The organism is Nonomuraea longispora, assembly GCF_004348345.1.
Classification (GTDB): domain Bacteria; phylum Actinomycetota; class Actinomycetes; order Streptosporangiales; family Streptosporangiaceae; genus Nonomuraea; species Nonomuraea longispora.
In genome coordinates, this window is the sequence record NZ_SMJZ01000016.1 from 1 (window position 1) to 23196 (window position 23196).

Consider the following 23196-nt stretch of genomic DNA (forward strand, 5'->3'; position numbering starts at 1 on the left):
GCGTATGGGGGCGGCGGGGACCTGCAGTGGCCGGTCACCCCCTGTAGGGGAGCCGTCGCCGCGTACGGGGAGGGCGCTCACGTTGTAGCTGGTAGCGGCTGGTACTGTGTCTCCCGACCAACACCCTTTTAAGACCCGTCCCGTGAGGCGGGAAAGGCGGTGAGATTCGCCATGTCCGATTCCCGTGCCGTGCTGGAGGCCCCCGACATCCACCGGGCGCTGACCAGAATCGCGCACGAAATCCTCGAACGGACCAAAGGCGCCGACGACGTCGTCCTCCTCGGCATCCCGACCCGCGGCGCGACGCTGGCCCGCCGGCTCGGCGACCGCGTCGAGCAGTTCGAAGGCGTCAAGATCCCCGTCGGCTCGATCGACATCACGATGTACCGCGACGACCTGCGGCTCAAGCCCGCCCGGCCGCTCGGCCACACCGAGCTGCCGCCCGACGGCATCGACGGCAAGGTCGTGGTCCTCGTCGACGACGTGCTCTACTCCGGCCGCACCGTGCGGGCCGCGCTCGACGCGCTCAACGACCTCGGCCGGCCCACCGCCGTGCAGCTGGCCACGCTGGTCGACCGCGGCCACCGCGAGCTGCCCATCCGCGCCGACTACGTCGGCAAGAACCTGCCGACCGCCAAGAGCGAGAAGGTCAAGGTCTACCTGAAGGAGACCGACGGGCGCGACGCGGTCGTGCTCATGAAGGGAGGCGCCAGGTGAAACGGCATCTGATCTCCGCCGGCGACCTCACCAAGGACGACGCGCTGCTCATCCTCGACACCGCCGAGGAACTGGCGAGTGTCTCGGAACGTTCCATCAAGAAGCTGCCCACGCTGCGCGGGCGCACGGTCGTCAACCTCTTCTTCGAGGACTCGACCCGCACGCGCATCTCGTTCGAGGCGGCGGCCAAGCGGCTGTCCGCCGACGTGATCAACTTCTCGGCCAAGGGGTCGAGCGTGTCCAAGGGCGAGTCGCTCAAGGACACCGCGCTCACCTTGGAGGCCATGGGGGCCGACGCGGTCGTCATCCGCCACGGTTCGTCGGGCGCGCCGCACCGCCTGGCCAACTGGGTGCACGGCAGCGTCGTCAACGCCGGCGACGGCACCCACGAGCACCCGACGCAGGCGCTGCTCGACGCCTTCTCCATGCGCCGCCGCCTGGGCGCGCTCGAAGGGCGCAGGATCACCATCGTCGGCGACGTGCTGCACAGCCGGGTCGCCCGCTCCAACGTGCTGCTGCTCGGCACGCTCGGCGCCGAGGTCACGCTGGTCGCGCCGCCCACGCTGCTGCCTGTCTCCGTCGGCACCTGGCCGTGCGAGGTCTCCTACGACCTCGATGCGGTGCTGCCGAAGTCCGACGTGGTGATGATGCTGCGGGTGCAGAAGGAGCGCATGAACGCCGCCTACTTCCCGAGCGAGCGCGAATACTCGCGCCGCTACGGGCTCGACCGCGACCGCTTCGCCAAGATGCCGGACGACGCGATCGTGATGCACCCCGGGCCGATGAACCGGGGCATGGAGATCGCCGCGGAGGTGGCCGACTCGGCGCGCTCGACGATCGTGGAGCAGGTCGCCAACGGCGTCACCATCCGCATGGCCGTCCTCTACCTGCTGCTCGGGGGAGAGACCGCGTGAGGCAGCGCAGCGAACCAACCGGCGGGCACAGCGTTCTCACCATTGTGCCGGCGAAGGAGGCATGATGATCATCAAGAACGTCAGGATTCTCGGTGGCGAGCCGGTGTCCATCCGGGCAGACGACGGCGTGATCACCGAGGTGGCGCCGGGCTTGGACGCGCCGGGGGCGATCGACGGCGGGGGCGCGATCGCGCTTCCCGGGCTGGTCGACCTGCACACCCACCTGCGCGAGCCGGGCCGGGAGGACGCCGAGACCGTGCAGACCGGCACGCAGTCGGCGGCCCGCGGCGGCTACACCGCGGTGCACGCCATGGCCAACACCTCGCCCGTCGCCGACACCGCCGGCGTGGTCGAGCAGGTGTGGCGGCTCGGCCGCGAACACGGCCACTGCGACGTGCACCCCGTCGGCGCCGTCACCGTCGGCCTGGAGGGGAGGCAACTGGCCGAGCTGGGCGCGATGGCCGACTCCGCCGCCCGCGTGCGCGTCTTCTCCGACGACGGCAAGTGCGTCGACGACGCCGTCCTGATGCGCCGGGCGCTCGAATACGTCAAAGCGTTCGACGGTGTCGTCGCCCAGCACGCCCAGGAGCCCAGGCTCACCGGCGGCGCACAGATGAACGAAGGCGTCGTCTCCGGCAGGCTCGGCCTGACAGGCTGGCCCGCGGTCGCCGAGGAGGCGATCATCGCCCGCGACTGCCTGCTGGCCGCCCACGTCGGCTCCCGGCTGCACGTGTGCCACGTCTCCACGGCCGGCTCCGTCGAGATCATCCGCTGGGCCAAGTCCAAGGGCTGGAACGTCACCGCCGAGGTCACCCCCCACCACCTGCTGCTGACCGACGACCTCGTCGAGGAGTCGCCGGTGGGGGCCTACAACCCGATCTACAAGGTCAACCCGCCGCTGCGCACCCGCGCCGACGTGGAGGCGCTGCGCGCCGCGCTGGCCGACGGCACGATCGACATCGTGGCCACCGACCACGCGCCCCACCCGGTCGAGGACAAGGAGACCGAGTGGCCGGCCGCGGCCATGGGCATGGTCGGCCTGGAGACGGCGCTCAGCGTCGTCCAGGAGGCCATGATCGAGACCGGCCTGCTCGACTGGGCGGGAGTCGCGCAGCGCATGTCCGCGCTGCCCGCCCGCATCGGCCGCCTGCCCGGCCAGGGCCGTCCGCTGGAGGCGGGCGAGCCGGCCAACATCATGTTGTACGACCCGTTGGCCCGCATCGAGGTGGAGCCCTCCGCCTTCGCGTCGAAGAGCAGGAACACGCCCTACGAGGGCATGACGCTGCCGGGCCGGGTAGTGGCCACGTTCCTGCGCGGCAGGCCGACCGTTCTCGAAGGGAAGCTGGTTTGAACGACAGCCCTGCTGATGTGAGCAACAACGTGCCGCGAAGCGGCTCCACGCCCTTCGGGGGCTACTCGGGAGGCGGAGCCCACCCAGGGGCGGTGCTCGTTCTGGAAGACGGCCGCGTCTTCCACGGAACCCCGTATGGCGCCGAAGGCGAGACGTTCGGCGAGATGGTCTTCAACACCGGCATGACCGGCTACCAGGAGACCCTGACGGACCCGTCCTACCACCGGCAGATCGTCGCCATGACGGCGCCGCACATCGGCAACACGGGCGTCAACGACGACGACCCCGAGTCGTCGCGCGTCTGGGTGGCCGGCTACGTCGTGCGCGAGCCGTCCAGGGTGGTCTCCAGCTGGCGGGCGACCCGCTCGCTCGACGCCTATCTCAAGGAGCAGGGCGTCGTCGGCATCGCCATGCCCGGCACCCGCGCGCTGACGCGCCACCTGCGCGAGCGCGGGGCCATGCGAGCCGGCATCTTCACCCGCACGTCCGAGCCCGTCGAGGAGCTGGTCGAGCGGGTGCGCCGCTCACCCGGCATGGAGGGCGCCGACCTGGCCGCGCAGGTCGCCACGGCCGAGCCCTACGTCGTGCCCGCGACCGGGGCGAAGACGTTCACTGTGGCGGCCGTCGACCTGGGCATCAAGGGCATGACGCCGCAGCGACTGGCCGAGCGCGGCTGCGAGGTGCATGTGCTGCCCGCGGCCGCCACCTTCGAGCAGATCATGGCGGTCGAACCGGACGGCGTGTTCTTCTCCAACGGTCCAGGCGACCCCGCCACCGCCGACGTGTCGGCGCTGCGCAAGGTGCTGGAGGCCAAGGTGCCCTTCTTCGGCATCTGCTTCGGCAACCAGCTCTTCGGGCGGGCCCTCGGCCTTTCCACGTACAAACTGCGCTACGGGCACCGGGGGGTCAACCAGCCGGTGCGCGACGTGCGCACCGGGAAGGTGGAGATCTCGGCGCACAACCACGGGTTCGCGGTGGAGGCGCCGCTCGACGGGCCGTTCGAGACGCCGTACGGACCGGGCGAGGTCAGTCACGTCAACCTCAACGACCGCTGCGTGGAGGGCCTTCGCCTGCTGGAGCAGCCCGCCTTCAGCGTCCAGTACCACCCCGAGGCCGCAGCCGGCCCGCACGACGCCGCCTACCTTTTCGACGAGTTCTGTGAGGTCATGACCCGTGCCCAAGCGTGAGGACATCAGGTCGGTCCTGGTGATCGGCTCGGGGCCGATCGTGATCGGTCAGGCGTGCGAGTTCGACTACTCCGGCACCCAGGCGTGCCGGGTGCTGCGGGACGAGGGTTTCCGCGTCGTCCTGGTCAACAGCAACCCCGCGACGATCATGACGGACCCGGAGTTCGCCGACGCCACGTACGTCGAGCCCATCACCCCCGAGTTCGTCGAGAAGATCATCGCCAAGGAGCGCCCCGACGCGCTGCTGCCGACGCTGGGCGGGCAGACGGCCCTCAACACGGCGGTCGCGCTGCACGAGTCGGGCGTTCTCGACACCTACGAGGTCGAGCTCATCGGCGCCGACGTCGAGGCGATCCAGGCGGGCGAGAACCGTGAGCGGTTCAAGGAGATCGTCGCCAAGGTCGCCCGCGAGCACGCGCTCAACGCCGAGTCGGCCAGGTCGGCCATCTGCCACACGATGGACGAGTGCCTGGCCGCCGCGGACGAGCTCGGCTACCCGGTGGTGGTCAGGCCGTCGTTCACCATGGGCGGCGCCGGGTCCGGGTTCGCCCACACCGAGGAGGACCTGCGGCGCATCGCCGGGGCGGGGCTCGACGCCTCGCCGACCACCGAGGTGCTCCTGGAGGAGTCGATCCTCGGCTGGAAGGAGTACGAGCTCGAGGTCATGCGCGACCGGCGCGACAACGTGGTCATCGTCTGCTCCATCGAGAACATCGACCCGATGGGCGTCCACACCGGCGACAGCGTCACGGTCGCGCCCGCGCTGACCCTGACCGACCGCGAATACCAGAACATGCGCGACGTCGCCATCGCCGTCATCCGCGAGGTCGGCGTCGACACCGGCGGCTGCAACATCCAGTTCGCGGTCGACCCGCGCACCGGCCGCATGATCGTCATCGAGATGAACCCGCGCGTGTCGCGCTCCAGCGCCCTCGCCTCCAAGGCCACCGGCTTCCCGATCGCGAAGATCGCGGCCAAGCTGGCCATCGGCTACACCCTCGACGAGATCCCCAACGACATCACCAAGGAGACCCCGGCCTCCTTCGAGCCGACGCTCGACTACGTCGTGGTGAAGGTGCCGAGGTTCGCGTTCGAGAAGTTCAGGGGCGCCGACCGTACGCTGACCACGCACATGAAGTCGGTCGGCGAGGCCATGGCCATCGGCCGTTCCTTTCCCGAGGCGCTGCAGAAGGCGCTGCGGTCGCTGGAGAAGAAGGACTCCTCCTTCGCCTGGGCCGGCGACGTGCGGCCGAAGGACGACCTGCTGGCCGAGTGCCGCACGCCGCACGACGGGCGGCTGCGCACCATGCAGGAGGCCATCAGGGCGGGCGCCACGCCCGGCGAGCTGTTCGAGGCCACGCGCGTCGACCCGTGGTTCATCGACCAGCTCTTCCTGCTGCAGGAGGAGGCCGAGGCGGTCGCCGCCGCGCCCGAGCTGACCGTGGAGGTGCTCGAACGCGCCAAGCGCCACGGGTTCAGCGACGTGCAGATCGGCGAGATCCGCGGCATCGACGAGGCGCGGGTGCGCGACCTGCGGCACGCGCTCGGGCTGCGGCCGGTCTACAACACCGTCGACACCTGCGCCGCCGAGTTCGCCGCGAAGACCCCCTACCTCTACTCCACCTACGACGAGGAGAGCGAGGTCCCCTCCGGCGAGCGGGAGAAGGTCATCATCCTCGGCTCCGGGCCCAACCGCATCGGGCAGGGCATCGAGTTCGACTACGCGTGCGTCCACGCCTCGTTCGAGCTGTCGCGGGCCGGGTTCGAGACCGTCATGGTCAACTGCAACCCCGAGACCGTCTCCACCGACTACGACACCTCCGACCGGCTCTACTTCGAGCCGCTGACCTTGGAGGACGTCCTGGAGGTCGTGCACGCCGAGCAGCAGACCGGGCCGGTGGCGGGCGTGATCGTGCAGCTCGGCGGCCAGACGCCGCTGGGGCTCGCGCAGGCGCTGAAGGACGCGGGCGTGCCCGTGGTCGGCACCTCGCCGGAGTCGATCCACCTGGCCGAGGAGCGCGGCGCGTTCGGGCGGGTGCTGGCCGAGGCGGGCCTGCCCGCGCCCAAGCACGGCACGGCGCTGACCGTCTCCGAGGCGCTGGAGATCGCCGAGGACATCGGCTACCCCGTGCTCGTGCGGCCCTCCTACGTGCTGGGCGGGGCCGGCATGGCCATCGTCTACGACGACGAGACGCTGACCACCTACATGGCGGCCCAGGAGGGCGGCCATCCGGTGCTGGTGGACAAGTTCCTCGACGAGTCCACCGAGATCGACGTCGACGCCCTCTACGACGGTGAGGAGCTCTACCTCGGGGGCGTGATGGAGCACATCGAGGAGGCCGGCATCCACTCCGGCGACTCGGCGTGCGCGCTGCCGCCCATCACGCTCGGCAGCAACGACATCAAGCGCATCCGCGCCGCCACCGAAGCCATCGCCTCCGGCGTGGGGGTGCGCGGGCTGCTGAACGTCCAGTACGCCATGTCCTCCGGCGTCCTCTACGTCCTTGAGGCCAACCCGCGCGCCAGCCGTACGGTGCCGTTCGTGTCCAAGGCCACCGCGGCGCCGCTGGCGAAGGCGGCCTCCCGGGTGATGCTCGGGGCGTCGATCGCCCAGCTGCGCGAGGAGGGCATGCTGCCCGCGACCGGCGACGGCGGCACGCTGCCGCTCGACTCCTCCATCGCGGTCAAGGAGGCGGTGCTGCCCTTCAACCGTTTCCGCGGCGTCGACATCGTGCTCGGGCCCGAGATGCGCTCCACGGGCGAGGTCATGGGCATCGACGCCTTCTTCGGCGTCGCGTTCGCGAAGTCGCAGGCGGGCGCCTATGGTGAGCTCCCGACCAAAGGACGCGCGTTCGTGTCCGTGGCCAACCGCGACAAGCGTGCGATGATCTTCCCTGTGAAGGCGCTCGCGGACCTCGGGTTCGAGATCCTGGCCACCGAGGGCACGGCCGAGGTGCTGCGCCGCAACGGCGTCCATGCCAAGATCGTGCGAAAGCACAGCGAGGGGACGGGGCCCGGAGGTGAGCCAACGAGCGTGCAGTGCATTCTCGACGGCGAGGTCGATCTGATCATCAACACGCCCTTCGGCAGCCCCGGGCAGTCCGGCCCGCGGCTCGACGGCTACGAGATCCGCACCGCCGCGGTGCTGCGCGGCATCCCGTGCATCACCACGGTCGCCGGACTCGCCGCGGCGGCGGCGGGCATCCAGGCGATCGTCCGGGGCGATGTGGGCGTACGGTCGCTCCAGGAACACGCGCAGGCACTCAGGGGCTGACCCCTTACGACCCCCGGGGCGGGAGGTGAAGACGACTGGCCGGCACTCCGGTGCAGGTGACTGGCACGGTGCTGACGACGCGCCGCGTCGACGCCTACCATGCGCTGACGGTGGTGGCGCCGGGCATAGCCGAGCGCTACCGCCCCGGTCACTTCGTGTCGGTGGCGGTCGGAGGGGCTTACACCTCGATGGTGACGCGCCGGGCGTTCTTCATCCACGACGTCAAGGCCGACTACGGCGGTACGGTCGAGCTGGTCTTCACCACCGGCGGGCCCGGCACGGCCTGGCTCGCCGAGCGGCGCGCCCGTGACACGCTCGACCTGGTCGGGCCGCTCGGGCGGCCGTTCCCGCTGCCGCGCGATCCCGCGAACTGCGTGCTGGTGGGCTCCGACTACGGCTCGGCCGTGCTGTTCCCGCTGGCGGACGCGCTGCTGGCGCGGGGCTGCCGGGTCGACTTCGTGATCGGGGGAGCGGAGGCCGAGCGGGTCTTCGGGGCGATGCGGGCCCGCAGGATGGCCGAGACGACCACGCTGACCACCGAGGACGGCTCACTCGGCCTGCGCGGCACCGTCACCGACGCGCTGCCCTCGGTGATCGCCGACACGCGGGCCGACGCGGTCTACGCCTGCGCGCCCATGGCGACGTTGCGGGCGGTGACGGCGGTGGCGATGGAGTTCGACATCCCGGTGCAGGTGGCGGTCGAGGAGTCGATGGCCTGCGGCATCGGGGTGTGCATGACGTGCGTGCTGCCCGTCATCGGCGAGGACGGGGCGACGAGGATGGTCAGGGCGTGCGCCGAGGGCCCGGTGTTCCGGGGAGAGCGGGTGCGGTTCGAGGACGTGGGGACCATCCCGTTCGACGCGCTGGGCGCCCCTGGAGGCGGAGCACGACATGTCAGTTGATATGCGGACTTTTCTGGCGCATGTGGAGCTGGCGAACCCGATCACCACGGCGGCCGGCTGCGCCTCCTCAGGACGGGAACTGGCCCAGTTCTTCGACCTGCACCGGCTCGGCGCCCTCACCACCCGCTCGATCACCATGGCGCCGCGCGCCGGCCGGCCCACCCCCCGCATGGCCGAGACCCCCTCGGGCATGCTCAACTCCGTCGGCCTGCAGGGCCCAGGCATCGACGCGTTCCTGGAGCGCGAACTGCCCTGGCTGGCCCAGCGCGGCATCAGGACCATCGTCTCGATCGGCGGGGGCACCGTCGCCGAATACTCCGAACTGGCCCGCAGGCTGGCCGACGCGCCCGGCGTCACCGCCCTGGAGATCAACCTCTCCTGCCCGAACATGGAGGACCGCGGCCGCGTCTTCGCCCGCGAAGGCAGCGCGGCGGCCGAGGTGATCGCCTCCGTACGCTCCATCATGCGCTACGACGTCCCCGTCGTCGCCAAGCTCGCGCCCGACGTCGCCGACATCGTCTCGGTCGCGCGGGCGTGCGTGGACGCCGGGGCCGACGCCCTGTCCATGATCAACAACCCGCTGGGCATGGCCATCGACACCGAGGCGCTGCGGCCCTCGCTCGCCGCCGTGACCGGCGGGCTGTCGGGGCCGGCCGTCCTGCCGCTCGCCGTACGGTGCGTCTGGCAGGTTCACGCCGCGCTGCCCGGTGTCCCCCTGATCGGCATGGGCGGCGTGATGAGCGGCAAGGACGCCTTTCAGTTCGTCCTCGCGGGGGCCTGCGTCGTCGGGGTCGGCACGGCGCTCTTCCACGACCCCTACGCCTGCCTGCGCATCGAACGCGAGCTCGAAGACCTCCTCCGGGCGCGCGGCCTGCAGCGGCTCGCCGACGCCGTCGGCCTCGCGCACCGGCCCCCAGGCAGCGCGCCCCGGCATCTGATGGTCGACTCCGAAGAGAGCATCCCGTGACCACCCGGGTCCAATCCGGCTTCGGCCTTCGGCCCGGGGCGTTGGCCCGTGCGTTGGCCCGTGCGTTGGTCCGTGGCTTCGGCCCCCGGCTTTGCCGCCCATGGCTTCGGCGGCGGCTTCGGCCCCCCGCCGACGCGGCGGAGCACCCTTGATTCCCCCCGCCCGCACTCGCTCCAGCACCTGAGGAGAGCACGTCTTGACTCCCGCACCGATCGCCGTCGCCCTTGACGCACCCGACCTGGAAACCGCAGCCCGGTGGGCGGCCCTCGTGACGCCGCACGTCAGCACGGTCAAGGTGGGCCTGGAGCTCTACCTGCGCTACGGCCCCGAAGTGATCGCCTCCGTCAAGGGAGCCAGCGGTGTGGAGGTGTTCCTCGACCTCAAGCTCCACGACATCCCCAACACCGTCGCCGGGGCCGCCCGCGCCGTGGCCCGCCTGCGTCCCGCGATCCTCACGGTGCACGCCGCCGGCGGGCCCGCCATGATCAGGGCCGCCGTGGAGGCGGCGCCGCACACCGAGATCGCCGCCGTGACGATTCTCACCTCTCTGACCGAGACCGACCTCGACCGCATCGGGCTCGCGGGCCCGGCCGACGCCGCCGTACGCCGGTTGGCAGCGCTGTCGGTCGAGGCGGGCGCGACCGCGCTCGTGTGCTCGCCCAACGAGGTGCCCGCCGTGCGGGCGGAGGTGGGGGACGGGATCAGGCTGATCACGCCGGGCGTGCGGCCTGAGGGCGCCGCCACGCAGGACCAGGCGCGCGTGGCGACGCCCGAGCAGGCGCTCGCGGACGGAGCGGACCTGCTCGTCATCGGCCGCCCCATCACGGGCTCACCCGACCCGGGCGCCGCGGCCGCCGCCATCGCCGCGTCTCTCCGGCGTTCTGTGTGATGCTCTTCTGACCTGCCTTTACGGCAGGCCTGGCTTGCCCGCACGCGCCGACGTCCGTTTCCGTCTGTCATGGCCGGTCGTGAAGGCTCACGTGGAAATCGCCGTGACGAGCGCACGCTTGACCCGGGCCGTGCACCTGTTGCCCCGGGCCGTGAGCCCCCGCACGGGTGCACGCGCGCCCATACGGCCTGGTACGCCCGAGTGCCGTGCGGTCCCGGGTGTTCTCGCGTTGCCCACATGGCCGGGTGCCCGGCAGGCTGCGGACGCCCGTCACGCGCTTGCGCCGGCGTACGGGCGCGACGTTCCCCGCGCCTGGATCGGGCGCCTCCGGCTGTGGCGTCGAGGGCGGGGCCTCCGGCTCGTGCGTCGCCGGGTGCGTGCGTTTGACGGCGCGAGTCAGGAGGCGGGCGCCGCGTCTGTCCGTGCGCCCGTCGCCATGGGGCAGTGATCATGGTCGGGCGGGCACGATGGATCTTGTCGTCCGGTGCCGCTGGCAAGATCATAAGGCATTCCCGAAGCGGTCGCACACCGATCCCCGAGAAGGTTTCGGCCCAGGTGTGAGCGGGATTTCGGACAATGCCGGACGGCTGAAACGTGATCTTCATTGCGTTTCGCGGCGTCGTCGCGCGCCGCCTCCCTGAACGGGAAGTGCGGCGATTTGATCAGCACAATGTGATTTTACAAGCACGGACAGTGATGAAGTGAATTTTGTCGCGAGAGAAACCGCTCTTGACGTTGCTTAGAGGGCGATGACCAGCTAGTTTCCCTTCCCGTCCGAGTACATCGACAGAAATTCGAGGTGACCCGGCGTGGCTCTTCCTCCCCTGACCCCCGAGCAGCGCGCCGCAGCCCTGGAGAAGGCTGCCAAGGCCCGTAAAGAGCGTGCCGAGGTCAAGAACCGGCTCAAGCATGGCGCGGTTTCTCTGGCTGAGGTGCTCAAGGATGGGCAGACCGACGACGTCATCGGCAAGATGAAGGTGTCGGCATTGTTGGAATCGCTCCCAGGCGTGGGCAAGGTCCGCGCCAAGCAGCTGATGGAGCGGCTGGCCATCGCCGAGTCCCGCCGTGTGCGGGGCCTCGGCGCGAACCAGAGGGCCTCCCTCGAGCGCGAGTTCGGTGGCAACGAGAGCTAATCTCTGTTCCACACGAAAGCGCAGGTTCAACGGGGGGTAGGAAGTGGCCGACAGGTCCTGGTCCGGCGACGTCAGTGCCCACGAGACTGTCGGATCGGGAGCGGAGGACGGCTTCCTGCCCCTGAGTGAGAGACGGCTGACGGTCCTTTCCGGGCCGTCGGGCGTCGGCAAGTCCACGGTCGTCGCCGAGCTCCGGCGGGCACACCCCGAAGTGTGGCTGTCGGTCTCGGTGACCACCAGGAGGCCCCGGCCCGGCGAGGTGCACGGGGTCCACTACTACTTCGTCGACAACGACGAGTTCGACCGCCTCGTGGCGGCCGGTGAGCTGCTCGAATGGGCGGAGTTCGCGGGCAACCGCTACGGCACGCCCCGCGAGCCGGTGCTGAAGAAACTCGCGGAGGGCGTACCGACTCTGCTGGAGATCGACCTCGAAGGCGCCAGACAGGTGCGGCGCAGCATGCCCGAGGCGTTGCTGATCTTCCTGACCCCGCCCAGCTGGGAGGAACTGGAGAAGCGGCTGCGCGGGCGCGGCACCGAACCCGAGGACGTCATCGCGCGCCGTCTGGCGGCCGGGCGGATCGAGATGGCCGCCGAGTCCGAGTTCGACCTCACCCTGGTGAACACGAGTGTCCAGGACGTGTGCCGCCGGCTGATAGCCTTGATGACTGACCCTCAGGGGGTCACGACAACCACCAACCGAGAGGTCTGACAATCGTGGCAGGCATTTCCCCGGCCGCGGAGGGCATCACCAACCCGCCGATCGACGCGCTGCTCGACATCGTCGACAGCAAATACTCCCTGGTGATCATGGGTGCCAAGCGCGCTCGCCAGATCAACGCCTACTACTCCCAGCTCGGCGAGGGCCTGCTGGAATACGTCGGGCCGCTGGTCGAGACGCATGCTCAGGAGAAGCCGCTGTCCATCGCGTTGCGTGAGGTCTCCGAGGGCCTGCTCAACGCCGAGCCCATCGAAGGCGCGGTCTGACCCCTTCGATGAAGGTCGTCCTGGGCGTCAGCGGCGGCATCGCCGCGTACAAGGCATGTGAGCTGCTGCGCCTGTTCACCGAGTCGGGGCACGAGGTGCGGGTCGTCCCGACCCGCGAGGCCCTGAAGTTCGTGGGCGCGCCCACCTGGGCCGCCCTGTCGGGCAACCCCGTGAGCGCCGAGGTGTGGGACGACGTTCACGAGGTGCCCCACGTGCGGATCGGCAGGCAGGCCGACCTCGTCGTGGTGGCGCCCGCGACCGCCGACGTGCTCGCCAAGGCGGCGCACGGGCTGGCGGGCGATCTGCTCACCAACACGTTGCTGACCGCGAGCTGCCCGGTCGTGTTCGCGCCCGCGATGCACACCGAGATGTGGCAGCATCCCGCCACCCGCGCCAACGTCGCGACGCTGCGCGAGCGCGGCTCCATCGTGATCGACCCCGCCGTGGGGCGGCTCACCGGAGCCGACACCGGTCCCGGCAGGCTGCCCGACCCGGCCGAGATCTTCCAGGTCTGCCGGCGCGTGCTGCGCGGCCGGCCGCGTGACCTGTCCGGGCGCAGGATCGTCGTGTCCGCGGGGGGCACGCGCGAGGCGATCGACCCGGTCCGTTTCATCGGCAATCGTTCGTCCGGGCTGCAGGGCTACGCCCTGGCCCGAACAGCCGTCGCCCGTGGGGCGGAGGTGACCCTCGTCGCGGCCAACGTCACGCTGCCCGATCCCGCCGGGGCAACGGTGGTGCGGGTGGAGTCCACGGCCGAGTTGCGTGATGCGGTGCTGGCCGCCTCGGGCGACGCCGACGTCGTGGTGATGGCGGCGGCCGTGGCCGACTTCCGGCCCGCGACGCGGCACGACGAGAAGATCAAGAAGTCCCATGGCGAGCCTGAGTCCATCCAGCTGACGAAAAATCCCGACATCCTCGCGGAGCTGGGGCGGCGCCGTCTCCAGGCCCGCGCTGCCGATCCGGCCGGTGCCGGGGAGACGGCGGGCGCTGCTGTCCCGGCGGGAGCGGCGGCACACCCGGGGAGAGGGACGGCCGGCGCGGCGGGTGCCGTGGCCGGCGAGCCGTCCGGTCGTGTCGCGTCCGGAGGCGTCCCGTCCGGTGGTGTCGGCTCTGGAGGCGGGTCGGAGGCGGCGCAGGGCCGGGTGGCGCGCGGGCCGCACCCTGAGGTGATTGTCGGCTTCGCGGCCGAGACGCACGACGTGCTCGCCAACGGCCGGGCCAAGCTCGTGCGCAAGGGGTGTGACCTGCTGGTCGTCAACCAGGTGGGTGAGGGCAAGGCCTTCGGCACCTCCGACAACGCGGCCACCGTGCTCGTCGCGGGCGGTGAGCCGGTCGAGGTGCCTCTCGGTCCCAAGGAGGATCTCGCCGACGCCGTGTGGGATCTCGTGGCGGCCCGTCTCACGTGACCGAGGGACCGTACTGACGGTTGCATAGGGGACGCGAGCGGCGAAGAACGTACAAATCGTGTCAGACTCATTTCCAAATGACATGTTGCGACATCCCCGTACGCCTGCGGATACTTGGGGCAAGGGGGGATGGAATGCCGGTGGGTTCTGCTGTCAGGGATCGTTGTAGGACATTGCTCGCCGACCAAGGGGAGCTCCATTACGTCTTTCCCGCGCGTTCGGTGGGAACGACAGAAAGTGGACATTTCCTCATCGTTGTGACCGATGCCGCTATCTCGGTGCTCGCCACCAGGACGCTCAGAAGCGATCGTCCCGTCGCCGTGTTGGCCTCGTTCCCGAGGCACACCAGGCTGGGTCCCATCCAGCCTGGACCGATAATCGAGCTGGGCTCTATGGCCTTCGAATTCGATGAGGAGTACACCGCCGTGGTCAAGGCCGCCGACGCGGAAGTCTTCGCGCCGGAGACCCTGCCTCCCGATCCGCTGCCCGACCTGTGATGCCCGACCTGTGATGCCCGACATGCGGTGTGCGGCTTCGCGGCCGGGCGCCGGGTGGGGCTAGACTTCGGCGAAGCCCAGGTCCGCCCGTTCGGCCCTGAGCCGTACATACGTCAGCAGCCGCTGCATGAGGAGCCACTGAGTTGTCACGTCGCCTGTTCACCTCCGAGTCGGTCACCGAGGGCCACCCGGACAAGATCGCCGACCAGATCAGTGACGCGATTCTCGACACCATGCTCAAAGACGATCCGAAGAGCCGGGTCGCCGTCGAGACGATGATCACTACCGGCCAGGTCCATGTCGCAGGCGAGGTCACCACCGAGACCTACGTCGACATCCCTGGCGTCATCCGGGAGAAGATCCTTGAGATCGGCTACGACGCCTCCCACAAGGGCTTCGACGGCGCCTCGTGCGGTGTGTCGGTGTCCATCGGCGCGCAGTCGCCCGACATCGCCCAGGGCGTCGACGCCGCCTACGAGCACCGTGAGGGCGAGGACGGCGACGAGCTCGACCGTCAGGGCGCCGGTGACCAGGGCCTCATGTTCGGCTATGCCTGCCGCGAGACCCCCGAGCTGATGCCCCTGCCGATCACCCTGGCCCACCGGCTCGCCCTGCGCCTGTCCCAGGTGCGCAAGGACGGCACGGTCCCCTACCTCAGGCCCGACGGCAAGACCCAGGTCACCGTCGAGTACGACGGCGACACGCCGATCCGGCTCGACACGGTGGTCGTCTCGACGCAGCACGCCGCCGAGATCGACCTCAAGGAGATGCTGACGCCCGACATCAAGGAGCACGTGGTCGACCCCGTGCTCGCGGAGCTCGAACTCGACACCGACGGCTACCGCCTGCTGGTCAACCCGACCGGCCGCTTCGAGATCGGCGGCCCGATGGGCGACGCCGGGCTCACCGGACGTAAGATCATCATCGACACCTACGGCGGCATGGCCCGCCACGGCGGCGGCGCCTTCTCCGGCAAGGACCCGTCCAAGGTCGACCGCTCGGCCGCCTACGCGATGCGCTGGGTCGCCAAGAACGTCGTCGCGGCGGGGCTCGCCGACCGGTGCGAGGTCCAGGTGGCGTACGCGATCGGCAAGGCCAAGCCGGTCGGGCTGTTCGTGGAGTGCTTCGGCACGGAGAAGGTCGCCGTGGAGAAGATCCAGGAGGCCGTCCTGCAGGTGTTCGACCTGCGCCCGGCCGCCATCATCCGCGACCTCGACCTCCTGCGGCCCATCTACTCGGAGACCGCCGCCTACGGGCACTTCGGCCGTGAGGGCTTCTCCTGGGAGTCCACCGACCGCGCCGAGGCCCTGCGCACCGCCGCCGGCATGTGAGCCGCCGCCGTCTGCGACCCCCTCTCCCCGGGCGCCGACCCCCGGGGGCGGGGCGCCGCCGGCCGGCATGACGTGACCGGTCAACCCCTGGACTCCGCAGAGCCCGGGGGTTGACCGGTGAACGTGCCTTTCCCCGGCAGCGGGGTGCTGCCTGGAGCCTTCGCCCGGCTTGAAACGGGACTGCCGCGCTATGGAAATGACGTTTCCTCACGCGCCCGCCGGCCGGCGCGTCTCCTGTCCGGGGGACGCGGCGTACGGCGTCCGTACCGTGTGCGGGCGGCGGACGCCGTGGGTGGTGAGGTCTGGTAGACGTAGGGCGTGACCCACTCCGACGACGCCCTCCTGCCGCTCGACGCCGTGCGGCCCCCAGCGTCGTCCAAGGACGCCAAAGGCGCTCCCGTGCCCGCTCCGGAGCGGCCGGTGGCGAGGATCGTGGTGGACAGCCCGCTGCCACACCTCGACCGCTCCTTCGACTACCTGATCCCGGCCTCCATGCACGAGACGGCCGAGCCGGGCGTGCGGGTCAGGGTGCGGTTCGCGGGAAAGCTCGTGGACGGGTTCCTCCTGGAGCGGGTCGAGGAGAGCGAGCACGAGGGACGGCTCACGCCTGTCGAACGCGTGGTCTCTCCCGAGCGCGTGCTCACCCCGGAGATCGCCGGGCTGGCCCGTGCCGTCGCCGACCGGTACGCGGGCACCCTGACCGACGTGCTCCGTCTCGCCGTCCCGCCGCGCCACGCCAAGGTCGAGTCGGAGACCCCGAAGGTGCCGGCCCCGTCCGGCCCGCCCGCCCTGGCTGCGCGCGCCGCCACCGATGGGGGACCCGATGACCCGGCCTCGCCGGGCAACCCCGGCGAAGGGGGACCGCCCCAACCTGGCGACGTTCCCGCCGCGGGGCGGCCACGCTCCGGCGAGAGGGAGGGGGCGGCGAAGGAGCTCACGCCGGGTGAAGCGTCCCTGGTGGAGGAGAACCGGCCGCCGGAGCGGGCGGCGAGCGACGTACGCGCCGGTCAGGCGGCCTCACACGGGAGCAGCGAACGTGCCGGGAGCCCCCCGGGCGCCGGAGAGGACACCAGGAAACACGTTGAGCAGGCGGTTCCGGCCGGTGACGCGGCGGCGACGCCGGCGGATGGCGCCGGCCCGGTGGCGCCGGCCGAGGGCGCGAAGGAGAGTGCGTGGGACGACTATCCCACCGGGCCCTCCTTCCTGGACGCGTTGCGCCGCGGGCGCGCACCCCGGGCCGTGTGGTCGGCCCTTCCCGGTGCCCGCGGGTGGGCGAGGGCGGTGGCCGAGGCCGTGCACGCGACGCTGGACGGCGGCAGGGGCGCGGTCCTCGTGGTGCCCGACGGCAAGGACGTGGCGCTGGTGGACACCGAGTTCGAGCGGGTGCTGGGCCCCGGCAGGCACGTGGCGCTCACGGCCGGTCTGGGTCCGGCGGAGCGGTACAGACGGTGGCTGAAGGTGCTGAGAGGCCAGGTGCGCGCCGTTGTCGGCACCAGGGCCGCCATGTTCGCCCCCGTGGCGGATCTCGGCCTGGTGGCCATCTGGGACGACGGCGACGATCTGCACGCCGAGCGCCTGGCCCCGTACCCGCACGCGCGGGAGGTGCTCGGGCTCAGGGCGCACAGGACCGGCGCGGCGATGCTGATCGGCGGATACGCGCGCACCGCCGAGGCCACGCAGCTCATCGCCTCCCGCTGGGCCAGGCCGATCGTGGCCGCCCGTACGACGATCAGGAGCCTGGCCCCCCGCGTGCGCCCCGCGGGTGAGGACGCCGAGCTCGCCAAGGACCAGGCGGCGCGGCAGGCCAGGCTTCCGAGCATCGCCTGGCGGGCCTTGCGGCAGGGGCTGGAGAAGGGACCGGTGCTGGTGCAGGTGCCCAGACGCGGCTATCTGCCCGCCCTGGCCTGCCGGCACTGCCGTACGCCCGCCCGGTGTGTCCTGCCTCCCACCAGGACGGCCGCTCCTGCCCTTCCGTCGCCGAGCGCGAAGCCCTCAGGTCCGGCGGTCATGGTGGGGGCGATCCAGCTCGGCGGCCCTGACCCGCTCACCGGGCCGAGCCCGGCAGGGCCGCCCGGTGGCGCGGATCCGGGCGGCGGGTCGTCGCCGGCCGGCCGGCCCGGCGCCGATGGTGCGGTGAGCGGCGCGTCCGCGCCCGGGAAGGGGGCTGCGTCCGACGGCCGGTCCCAGGCCGGTCGGCAGGGCACGGATGACCGGCGAGCGCACGCCGCCCGCCGGGAACGCGCGCCCGGCCGAGCCGATAGGACGGCAACCGGTCCGGCCGGCGGGACGGGCACCGGTCGTGGCGAAGGGTCCGGGGCTGGTGGGACCGGTGCCGGTGTGAGTGAGCGAACGGATCCCGGCCCTGTGGGCGAGGGCGGGCGGTTGTGTCATGGCCCGCTGGCGCTCAGAGGTGGCCACGCCGCCCCCTACTGCCGCTGGTGCGGCCGGGTGGATGCGCGCTGGCGGTGCCCCTCCTGCGGAAGTCCCCGGCTGCGCGCCGTCGTCACCGGCGCCCGGCGTACGGCGGAGGAGCTCGGCAGGGCCTTCCCTTCCGTGCCGGTGCGCACGTCCGGCCGTGACGGCGTGCTGGCCACCGTGCCGTCCACCCGCGCGCTGGTCGTCGCCACCCCCGGCGCCGAACCCGTCGCGGAAGGGGGATACGCGGCCGCCGTGCTGCTGGACGGGTGGGCGCTGCTGGGCAGGGCCGACCTGAGGGCGTCCGAGGAGGCGGTGCGCCGCTGGATGAACGCCGCCGCCCTGCTCCGCCCCGGCGCCGAGCTGGTCGTGCTCGGGGACGCGGCGCTGCCCGCCGTACAGGCGCTGGTCAGGTGGGATCCCGTCACGCATGCTGAGCGTGAGCTGGGCGAGCGCGCCGAGCTCGGCTTCCCGCCCGCGGTGCGGATGGCGACGCTCACGGGCGCGGCGACCGCGGTCAGGCAGATGCTCGACGAGGTACGCCTGCCGCCCGGCGCCCAGGTGCTCGGCCCCGTGCCGGTGGACGAGCAGGGACAGGAGCGCGCCATGATCCGCGTACGCCGCCAGGGCGGCGCCGCCCTGGCGGCCGCGCTCAAGGGCGCCAGCGGCGTGCGCGCGGCGCGCAAGACACCGGAGGTGGTGAGGGTGAGTGTCGACCCGCTCGACCTGATTTAGACCGTTTCCCCGATTCGCTCATCTCATGGCCAGCCGTTAGCGTGCCTCTGTGTCGATCGAATGGGTGAACCAGGCCATCGACGACCTGCGTGCTTGGGGGCGCTCGCGGGACGTCGAAGTGGACGCGGACGAGGTCCGCCTGCTCTGCGACTACGCCAGCGACTACCTCAACGTCAACGAGCTGGGTGACTTCACCCCTGAGACGTTCGATGAGCTGCTGCTGTCCATCTACCCGCGCAAGGTCATCGCGCCGCCGGAGAGCGCGGAGGAGACCGTGTCCGCGGCCCGCACTCTGGTGGCCTTCCTCAGCGAGCGCGGGGCGGTGAGCGAGGAGACGGCGGCGCTCATGCGCGGCCGGCTGGAGGACATCGGGACGCGCATGCCCGAGGCGCTCGCCGATCCGGCCAACTTCGGCATGGCCAAGAGCCTGTTCAGCTCGATCGGGCCCGAATCGCTCGAGCAGTCGATCGCCATCCCGTCGGGCGAGGTGCCCGATCTCGGGGAGGCGCCCTGCGACTGCCCGGGCTGCTCGCCGCTGCCGGCCGCCCGGCTGGCCCCGGCCGACGACCTGCGCGCCGCGCTCGCCTCGGTGCCGATGCTGGCCGAGCAGCCGCTGCCGCGGGACGGCGGCGACCCGCTGGAAGGCTGGGCGCGGGCGGTGGCCCGCATGCTGGAGCCGGGCACGAAAGGCGCGGTCACCGGCTCCGTCGAGCTCGACGAGGGCCTCTACGACCTGTTCGACATGCTCTACCGGCTGCAGGTGCGGGTGCCCGTCACGGTGATCGGCGACTATCTCGACGAGGTCGCCGGTGACGGCGGGGCCGACCTCGGCGCCGTGCTCGACCGGCTGGCCTGGCACGGCATGATCGAGGTCACCGGCGACACCGCGGAGCTGACGCCGCTGGCGGTGTGGGGGCTGCGCGAGCACTACCTGTCGCTGGGGCTCGACGCCCCGCAGGCCTCCGACCTGGCCGAGGCCGACGCCCGCGGCCTCATCGAAGGGCTGCTCGAAGGCGTGCCCGCCGAGCTGGCCGAGGACGACATCAGCCGCTGGCTGACCGGCAGGGACGCCGGAGAGGCCGCGGCCGAGCTGCTGGGCGCCGCCTCCGGCGCGCCGGCCGTGGCCCGCGGCATCGCGATCACCATCGTCGACCGGCTCGGCCAGGAGGCGGAGCCGCAGGTGCGCGACTATCTCGACGACCAGGAGCTGCGCCCGCACGCCATCCACTGGCTGGCCGCCAGGGGGCTGCCCGCGCCGCAGCTCACCCAGGAGGAGCTGCTCTGGGTCAGCGTCGACATGCTGGCGCTGGCGATGCCGGCGGCCGAGGAGGACCTCGAGGTGTTCGCCGAGAACATGGCCGCCTCCGGCCCGTCCGCCCACATGATCGAGGAGATGTGGCGGGTCGACCATCCCGACGTGGTCGACGTGCTCGAGCTGCTCGGACGCTCCATACCGGACGGCAGGGTCGCCAAGGCGGCCCGCAAGGCCGCGTTCAAGGCCCGGTCCCGGGCCATCCGTTGAGTACGCTCATGTGACTCCTGTGCAGTAAGTTTCGTGGGTGGCCAACAATGTCTTCGACCTCGCCGAGCTGCGCAAGCTGATCGATGAGCAGGCCGCCGTGCCGTCACGGCCTCCGGTGGAGACTCCCGTGGAGCATGAGGCGCTGACGTTCCCGCCGGTCCGGCCGGCGCCCGACGCCGAGCTGGCCAGGGCGGTGCCCGCGGTTCCGCTCGTCGCCGACGCGATCAGGCTCACGAGCTGGACGGGCATCCGCGAGGTGACCGCGGAGGGGCACCTCGACGAGGCCGCCGCGCGGGCCGCGGCCGAGGAGCTCGGCGTGCCGGCCGCACGGCTGCGTCTCATCTGGATCGTCGCCGTCAACACCGGGCTGCTGCAGATCGTCGGCGGGCTGGCCTCGCGAGGTCCGCTGACGATGCAGCTCACCGTCGAGGCCACGCTGGAGTTCTGGGACGGCGTGGTCATGGACGTGCTCGACCGCGCCGACGAGGGCCTGACGGGCTCGGCCGTGGTCGACGGCCACCTGGCCGAGATGCTGGCCACGATCTACTCCGTGCGCTCGGGCGTCGCCACGGCCAACCTCGCGCGCGGCATTCTGCAGTCCCACGAGGTCGCCTGCGCGCCGGGGCCGGCCGAGATGCGCAGGATCGCCGCGGCGCTGCCCGCGGAGCTCCTGGAGGCGCTGTCGCTGCTGACCTACTGCGGGCTCGTCGAGCAGACCGCCGCGGGCCGCACCGCGCTCACCCCGCTCGGCGTCTGGGCCATCCGCCGCGACCTGCTGCGCGAGGGCCATGACGCGCCGACCACGGCCGAGGTGGAGGTGTACGCCGACCTGTCCGCGGCCGAGCTGGTCGACGAGCTGGTCAAGGGAGCGGCCACGCAGAGCGCGGTCGCGGGGTGGCTGGAGCGCCGCCCGCCTGAGTCGGCCGCCCGCGCCCTGATCGAGATCGCCGCCTCCGGCACGGCCGGGCAGCGCGGCGCGGTCGGCGCGATCCTGGAGGAGCTCGGCCCGGAGGCGGAGCAACCCGTCAGGGAGGCGCTCGGCGATCCGCTGATGCGCCGCTACGCCGCCTCGTGGCTGCACATCCGCGACCTCGAGGCGCCGGCGCTCAGCCCGGAGGACCACACCTGGATCGCGGTCGACGCGCTGGCGGCGCTCATGCAGGTGTCGGGCCACGCGGCCGGCCGGCTCGACACCCCGGAGCCCGGCGAGGACCTGATCAAACTGGTCGGCGAGATGCCCTCGGTCGATCACCCCGACGCGATCGCCGTGCTCGACATGCTCGCGACGGCCCACGACGACCAGGCCGTGGTCAAGGCGGCGCGCAAGGCCGCGATGAAGGCGCGTTCCCTGGCGCACGACGGCTTGCGCACGACGGCCCGCCGCAGGTGAGCGGCCCGCCGCCGGGCGCGGGCGGCGCGGGAGGCCGTTCGCAGGTGACAGGCTCCACTAAACTGGGCTGATCCACGTTCGAGAAACGGAGTGACCCCCTTGGCGATCCAGTCGATCCGGCTGTTCGGAGATCCGGTGCTGCGCACCCCGGCGGCCCCGGTCGTCGACTTCGACAAGGAGCTCCGCAAGCTGGTCAAGGACCTCACCGACACGATGATGGACGCTCCGGGCGCGGGCCTGGCGGCGCCGCAGATCGGCGTCGGGCTGCGGGTGTTCACCTATTACGTCGACGATCAGCTCGGCCATCTGATCAACCCCGACCTCGACCTGTCCTCCGATGTCGACGAGGAGGGCGAGGAGGGCTGCCTGTCCTTCCCCGGCCTGTCGTTCCCGACACCGCGCGCCGTCCGCGCCGTGGCCAAGGGTTTCAACATGCACGGCGAGCCCGTCGTCCTGGAGGGCACCGACCTGATGGCCCGGTGTTTCCAGCACGAGACCGACCACCTCGACGGCATCCTTTTCATCGACCGCATGGACCCCAAGCAGCGCAAGCTCGCCATGAAGGCCGTGCGCGAGGCCGAGTGGAGCGGGCTGTCCGCCCCGGTGATCAAGACCTCGCCGCACCCCACCGGCGGAAAGGCGCTCTGAGAGCATGCGCCTGGTCTTCGCGGGCACACCTGCGACGGCACTGCCGTCGTTGCGCACCCTCATCGACTCTCCCCGGCACGACGTGGTGGCGGTCGTCACCCGCCCCGACGCCCAGTCGGGCCGGGGGCGCAAGGTGCGTCCCTCTCCGGTGGCCGAGATGGCCGAGGAGGCGGGCATCGAGGTGCTGCGCCCGCAGAAGGCCGGTGACCCCGCCTTCCTCGACCGGCTGCGCGCGATCGCGCCCGACTGCTGCCCGGTCGTCGCCTACGGCGCGCTGCTGCCGCAGGCGGCCCTCGACGTGCCCCGGCACGGCTGGATCAACCTGCACTTCTCGATCCTGCCGGCCTGGCGCGGAGCCGCCCCCGTGCAGCACGCCATCCTGCACGGCGACGAGATCACCGGCGCGAGCACGTTCCAGATCGTCAAGGAGCTCGACGCGGGGCCCGTCTACGGCGTGCTCACCGAGGAGATCCGGGCCTCCGACACCAGCGGCACTTTGCTGGAACGCCTGTCGATCTCGGGGGCGGGCCTGCTCGCCGCCACGCTCGACGGCGTCGAGGACGGCACCTTGGAGGCCCGGCCGCAGCCGGCGGAGGGCGTGAGCGTCGCACCCAAGATCACCGTTTCCGACGCCCGGGTCGCATGGGACAGGCCAGCCCTGCACGTCGACCGGCTGATCAGGGCCTGCACCCCGAGCCCGGGGGCGTGGACCGGGTTCAGAGGGCAGCGGGTGAAGCTCGGCCCGGTGCGGGTGCTCCCCGGCGAGCGGCTGGCGCCTGGTGTGATCTTCGCGGCGAAGACCGCGGTGCGGGTGGGCACCGCGACCGACGCGGTGGAGCTCGGCGAGGTGCAGCCTCAGGGCAAGCGGCTCATGGGAGCCGTCGAGTGGGCCCGGGGTGTCCGCCCCGAGGACGAAGAGAGGTTCACGTGATCC

At 71.6% G+C, this 23196-nt stretch carries 18 protein-coding genes; all 18 read left to right on the forward strand.

Features of this window, described 5'->3' with window-relative positions:
• Positions 1 to 171 precede the first annotated feature (171 nt).
• The 18 genes from pyrR (at position 172) to fmt (ending at position 23193) form a co-directional block, all read left to right on the forward strand.
• Positions 172 to 717 carry a bifunctional pyr operon transcriptional regulator/uracil phosphoribosyltransferase PyrR gene (pyrR, locus tag E1267_RS06835; protein ID WP_132330916.1) on the forward strand — a complete coding sequence of 182 codons (546 nt, stop codon included), beginning with the start codon at positions 172 to 174 and terminating at the stop codon, positions 715 to 717.
• Positions 714 to 1631, forward strand: coding sequence for an aspartate carbamoyltransferase catalytic subunit (locus tag E1267_RS06840; RefSeq protein ID WP_132330917.1), 918 nt, complete (start codon positions 714 to 716; stop codon positions 1629 to 1631). Before pyrR ends, E1267_RS06840 begins: the two co-directional genes overlap by 4 nt.
• Before the next feature lie 61 nt (positions 1632 to 1692).
• Positions 1693 to 2982, forward strand: a complete 1290-nt coding sequence (locus tag E1267_RS06845; RefSeq protein ID WP_132330918.1) for a dihydroorotase — start codon at positions 1693 to 1695, stop codon at positions 2980 to 2982.
• Positions 2983 to 3011: 29 nt separating this feature from the next.
• Positions 3012 to 4169, forward strand: coding sequence for a glutamine-hydrolyzing carbamoyl-phosphate synthase small subunit (gene carA / locus E1267_RS06850; protein ID WP_132331018.1), 1158 nt, complete (start codon positions 3012 to 3014; stop codon positions 4167 to 4169).
• Positions 4156 to 7443 (forward strand): carbamoyl-phosphate synthase large subunit, encoded by a 3288-nt coding sequence (gene carB / locus E1267_RS06855; RefSeq protein ID WP_132330919.1) that lies wholly within the window; start codon positions 4156 to 4158, stop codon positions 7441 to 7443. Before carA ends, carB begins: the two co-directional genes overlap by 14 nt.
• A 50-nt stretch (positions 7444 to 7493) precedes the next feature.
• Positions 7494 to 8345, forward strand: a complete 852-nt coding sequence (locus tag E1267_RS06860; protein WP_246063568.1) for a dihydroorotate dehydrogenase electron transfer subunit — start codon at positions 7494 to 7496, stop codon at positions 8343 to 8345.
• Positions 8335 to 9312 (forward strand): dihydroorotate dehydrogenase, encoded by a 978-nt coding sequence (locus E1267_RS06865; protein WP_132330921.1) that lies wholly within the window; start codon positions 8335 to 8337, stop codon positions 9310 to 9312. Before E1267_RS06860 ends, E1267_RS06865 begins: the two co-directional genes overlap by 11 nt.
• A gap of 196 nt (positions 9313 to 9508) precedes the next feature.
• Entirely contained in the window at positions 9509 to 10201 is a 693-nt protein-coding gene (pyrF, locus tag E1267_RS06870; RefSeq protein WP_132330923.1) for an orotidine-5'-phosphate decarboxylase, read from the forward strand.
• An 809-nt stretch (positions 10202 to 11010) separates the two neighbouring features.
• Positions 11011 to 11334 (forward strand): integration host factor, actinobacterial type, encoded by a 324-nt coding sequence (gene mihF, locus E1267_RS06875; protein ID WP_020541698.1) that lies wholly within the window; start codon positions 11011 to 11013, stop codon positions 11332 to 11334.
• A 115-nt stretch (positions 11335 to 11449) separates the two neighbouring features.
• Complete coding sequence (gmk, locus tag E1267_RS06880; RefSeq protein WP_201761084.1) at positions 11450 to 12043, forward strand: guanylate kinase; 594 nt, start codon at positions 11450 to 11452, stop codon at positions 12041 to 12043.
• A 5-nt stretch (positions 12044 to 12048) separates the two neighbouring features.
• Positions 12049 to 12318 (forward strand): DNA-directed RNA polymerase subunit omega, encoded by a 270-nt coding sequence (gene rpoZ / locus E1267_RS06885; RefSeq protein WP_132330927.1) that lies wholly within the window; start codon positions 12049 to 12051, stop codon positions 12316 to 12318.
• Positions 12319 to 12326: 8 nt separating this feature from the next.
• Positions 12327 to 13724 carry a bifunctional phosphopantothenoylcysteine decarboxylase/phosphopantothenate--cysteine ligase CoaBC gene (coaBC, locus tag E1267_RS06890; protein ID WP_132330929.1) on the forward strand — a complete coding sequence of 466 codons (1398 nt, stop codon included), beginning with the start codon at positions 12327 to 12329 and terminating at the stop codon, positions 13722 to 13724.
• A 640-nt stretch (positions 13725 to 14364) separates the two neighbouring features.
• Positions 14365 to 15552: a methionine adenosyltransferase gene (gene metK / locus E1267_RS06900; protein ID WP_132330931.1), complete on the forward strand. Its 1188-nt coding sequence runs from the start codon at positions 14365 to 14367 to the stop codon at positions 15550 to 15552.
• Between the two features lie 318 nt (positions 15553 to 15870).
• Entirely contained in the window at positions 15871 to 18702 is a 2832-nt protein-coding gene (locus E1267_RS06910; RefSeq protein ID WP_246063570.1) for a primosomal protein N', read from the forward strand.
• A 49-nt stretch (positions 18703 to 18751) separates the two neighbouring features.
• Positions 18752 to 20224: a hypothetical protein gene (locus E1267_RS06915; protein ID WP_132330933.1), complete on the forward strand. Its 1473-nt coding sequence runs from the start codon at positions 18752 to 18754 to the stop codon at positions 20222 to 20224.
• A gap of 37 nt (positions 20225 to 20261) precedes the next feature.
• Positions 20262 to 21614, forward strand: coding sequence for a hypothetical protein (locus E1267_RS06920; RefSeq protein ID WP_132330935.1), 1353 nt, complete (start codon positions 20262 to 20264; stop codon positions 21612 to 21614).
• A gap of 99 nt (positions 21615 to 21713) precedes the next feature.
• Entirely contained in the window at positions 21714 to 22262 is a 549-nt protein-coding gene (def, locus tag E1267_RS06925) for a peptide deformylase (protein WP_132330937.1), read from the forward strand.
• Positions 22263 to 22266: 4 nt separating this feature from the next.
• Entirely contained in the window at positions 22267 to 23193 is a 927-nt protein-coding gene (fmt, locus tag E1267_RS06930) for a methionyl-tRNA formyltransferase (protein WP_132330939.1), read from the forward strand.
• The last annotated feature ends 3 nt before the right edge of the window (positions 23194 to 23196 follow it).

Coding starts and splice junctions, on each gene's coding strand:
- coaBC (WP_132330929.1), top strand. CDS start 12,327: ATGAAGGTCGTCCTGGGCGTCAGCGGCGGCATCGCCGCGTACAAGGCA.
- pyrR (WP_132330916.1), top strand. CDS start 172: ATGTCCGATTCCCGTGCCGTGCTGGAGGCCCCCGACATCCACCGGGCG.
- fmt (WP_132330939.1), top strand. CDS start 22,267: ATGCGCCTGGTCTTCGCGGGCACACCTGCGACGGCACTGCCGTCGTTG.
- E1267_RS06865 (WP_132330921.1), top strand. CDS start 8,335: ATGTCAGTTGATATGCGGACTTTTCTGGCGCATGTGGAGCTGGCGAAC.
- E1267_RS06845 (WP_132330918.1), top strand. CDS start 1,693: ATGATGATCATCAAGAACGTCAGGATTCTCGGTGGCGAGCCGGTGTCC.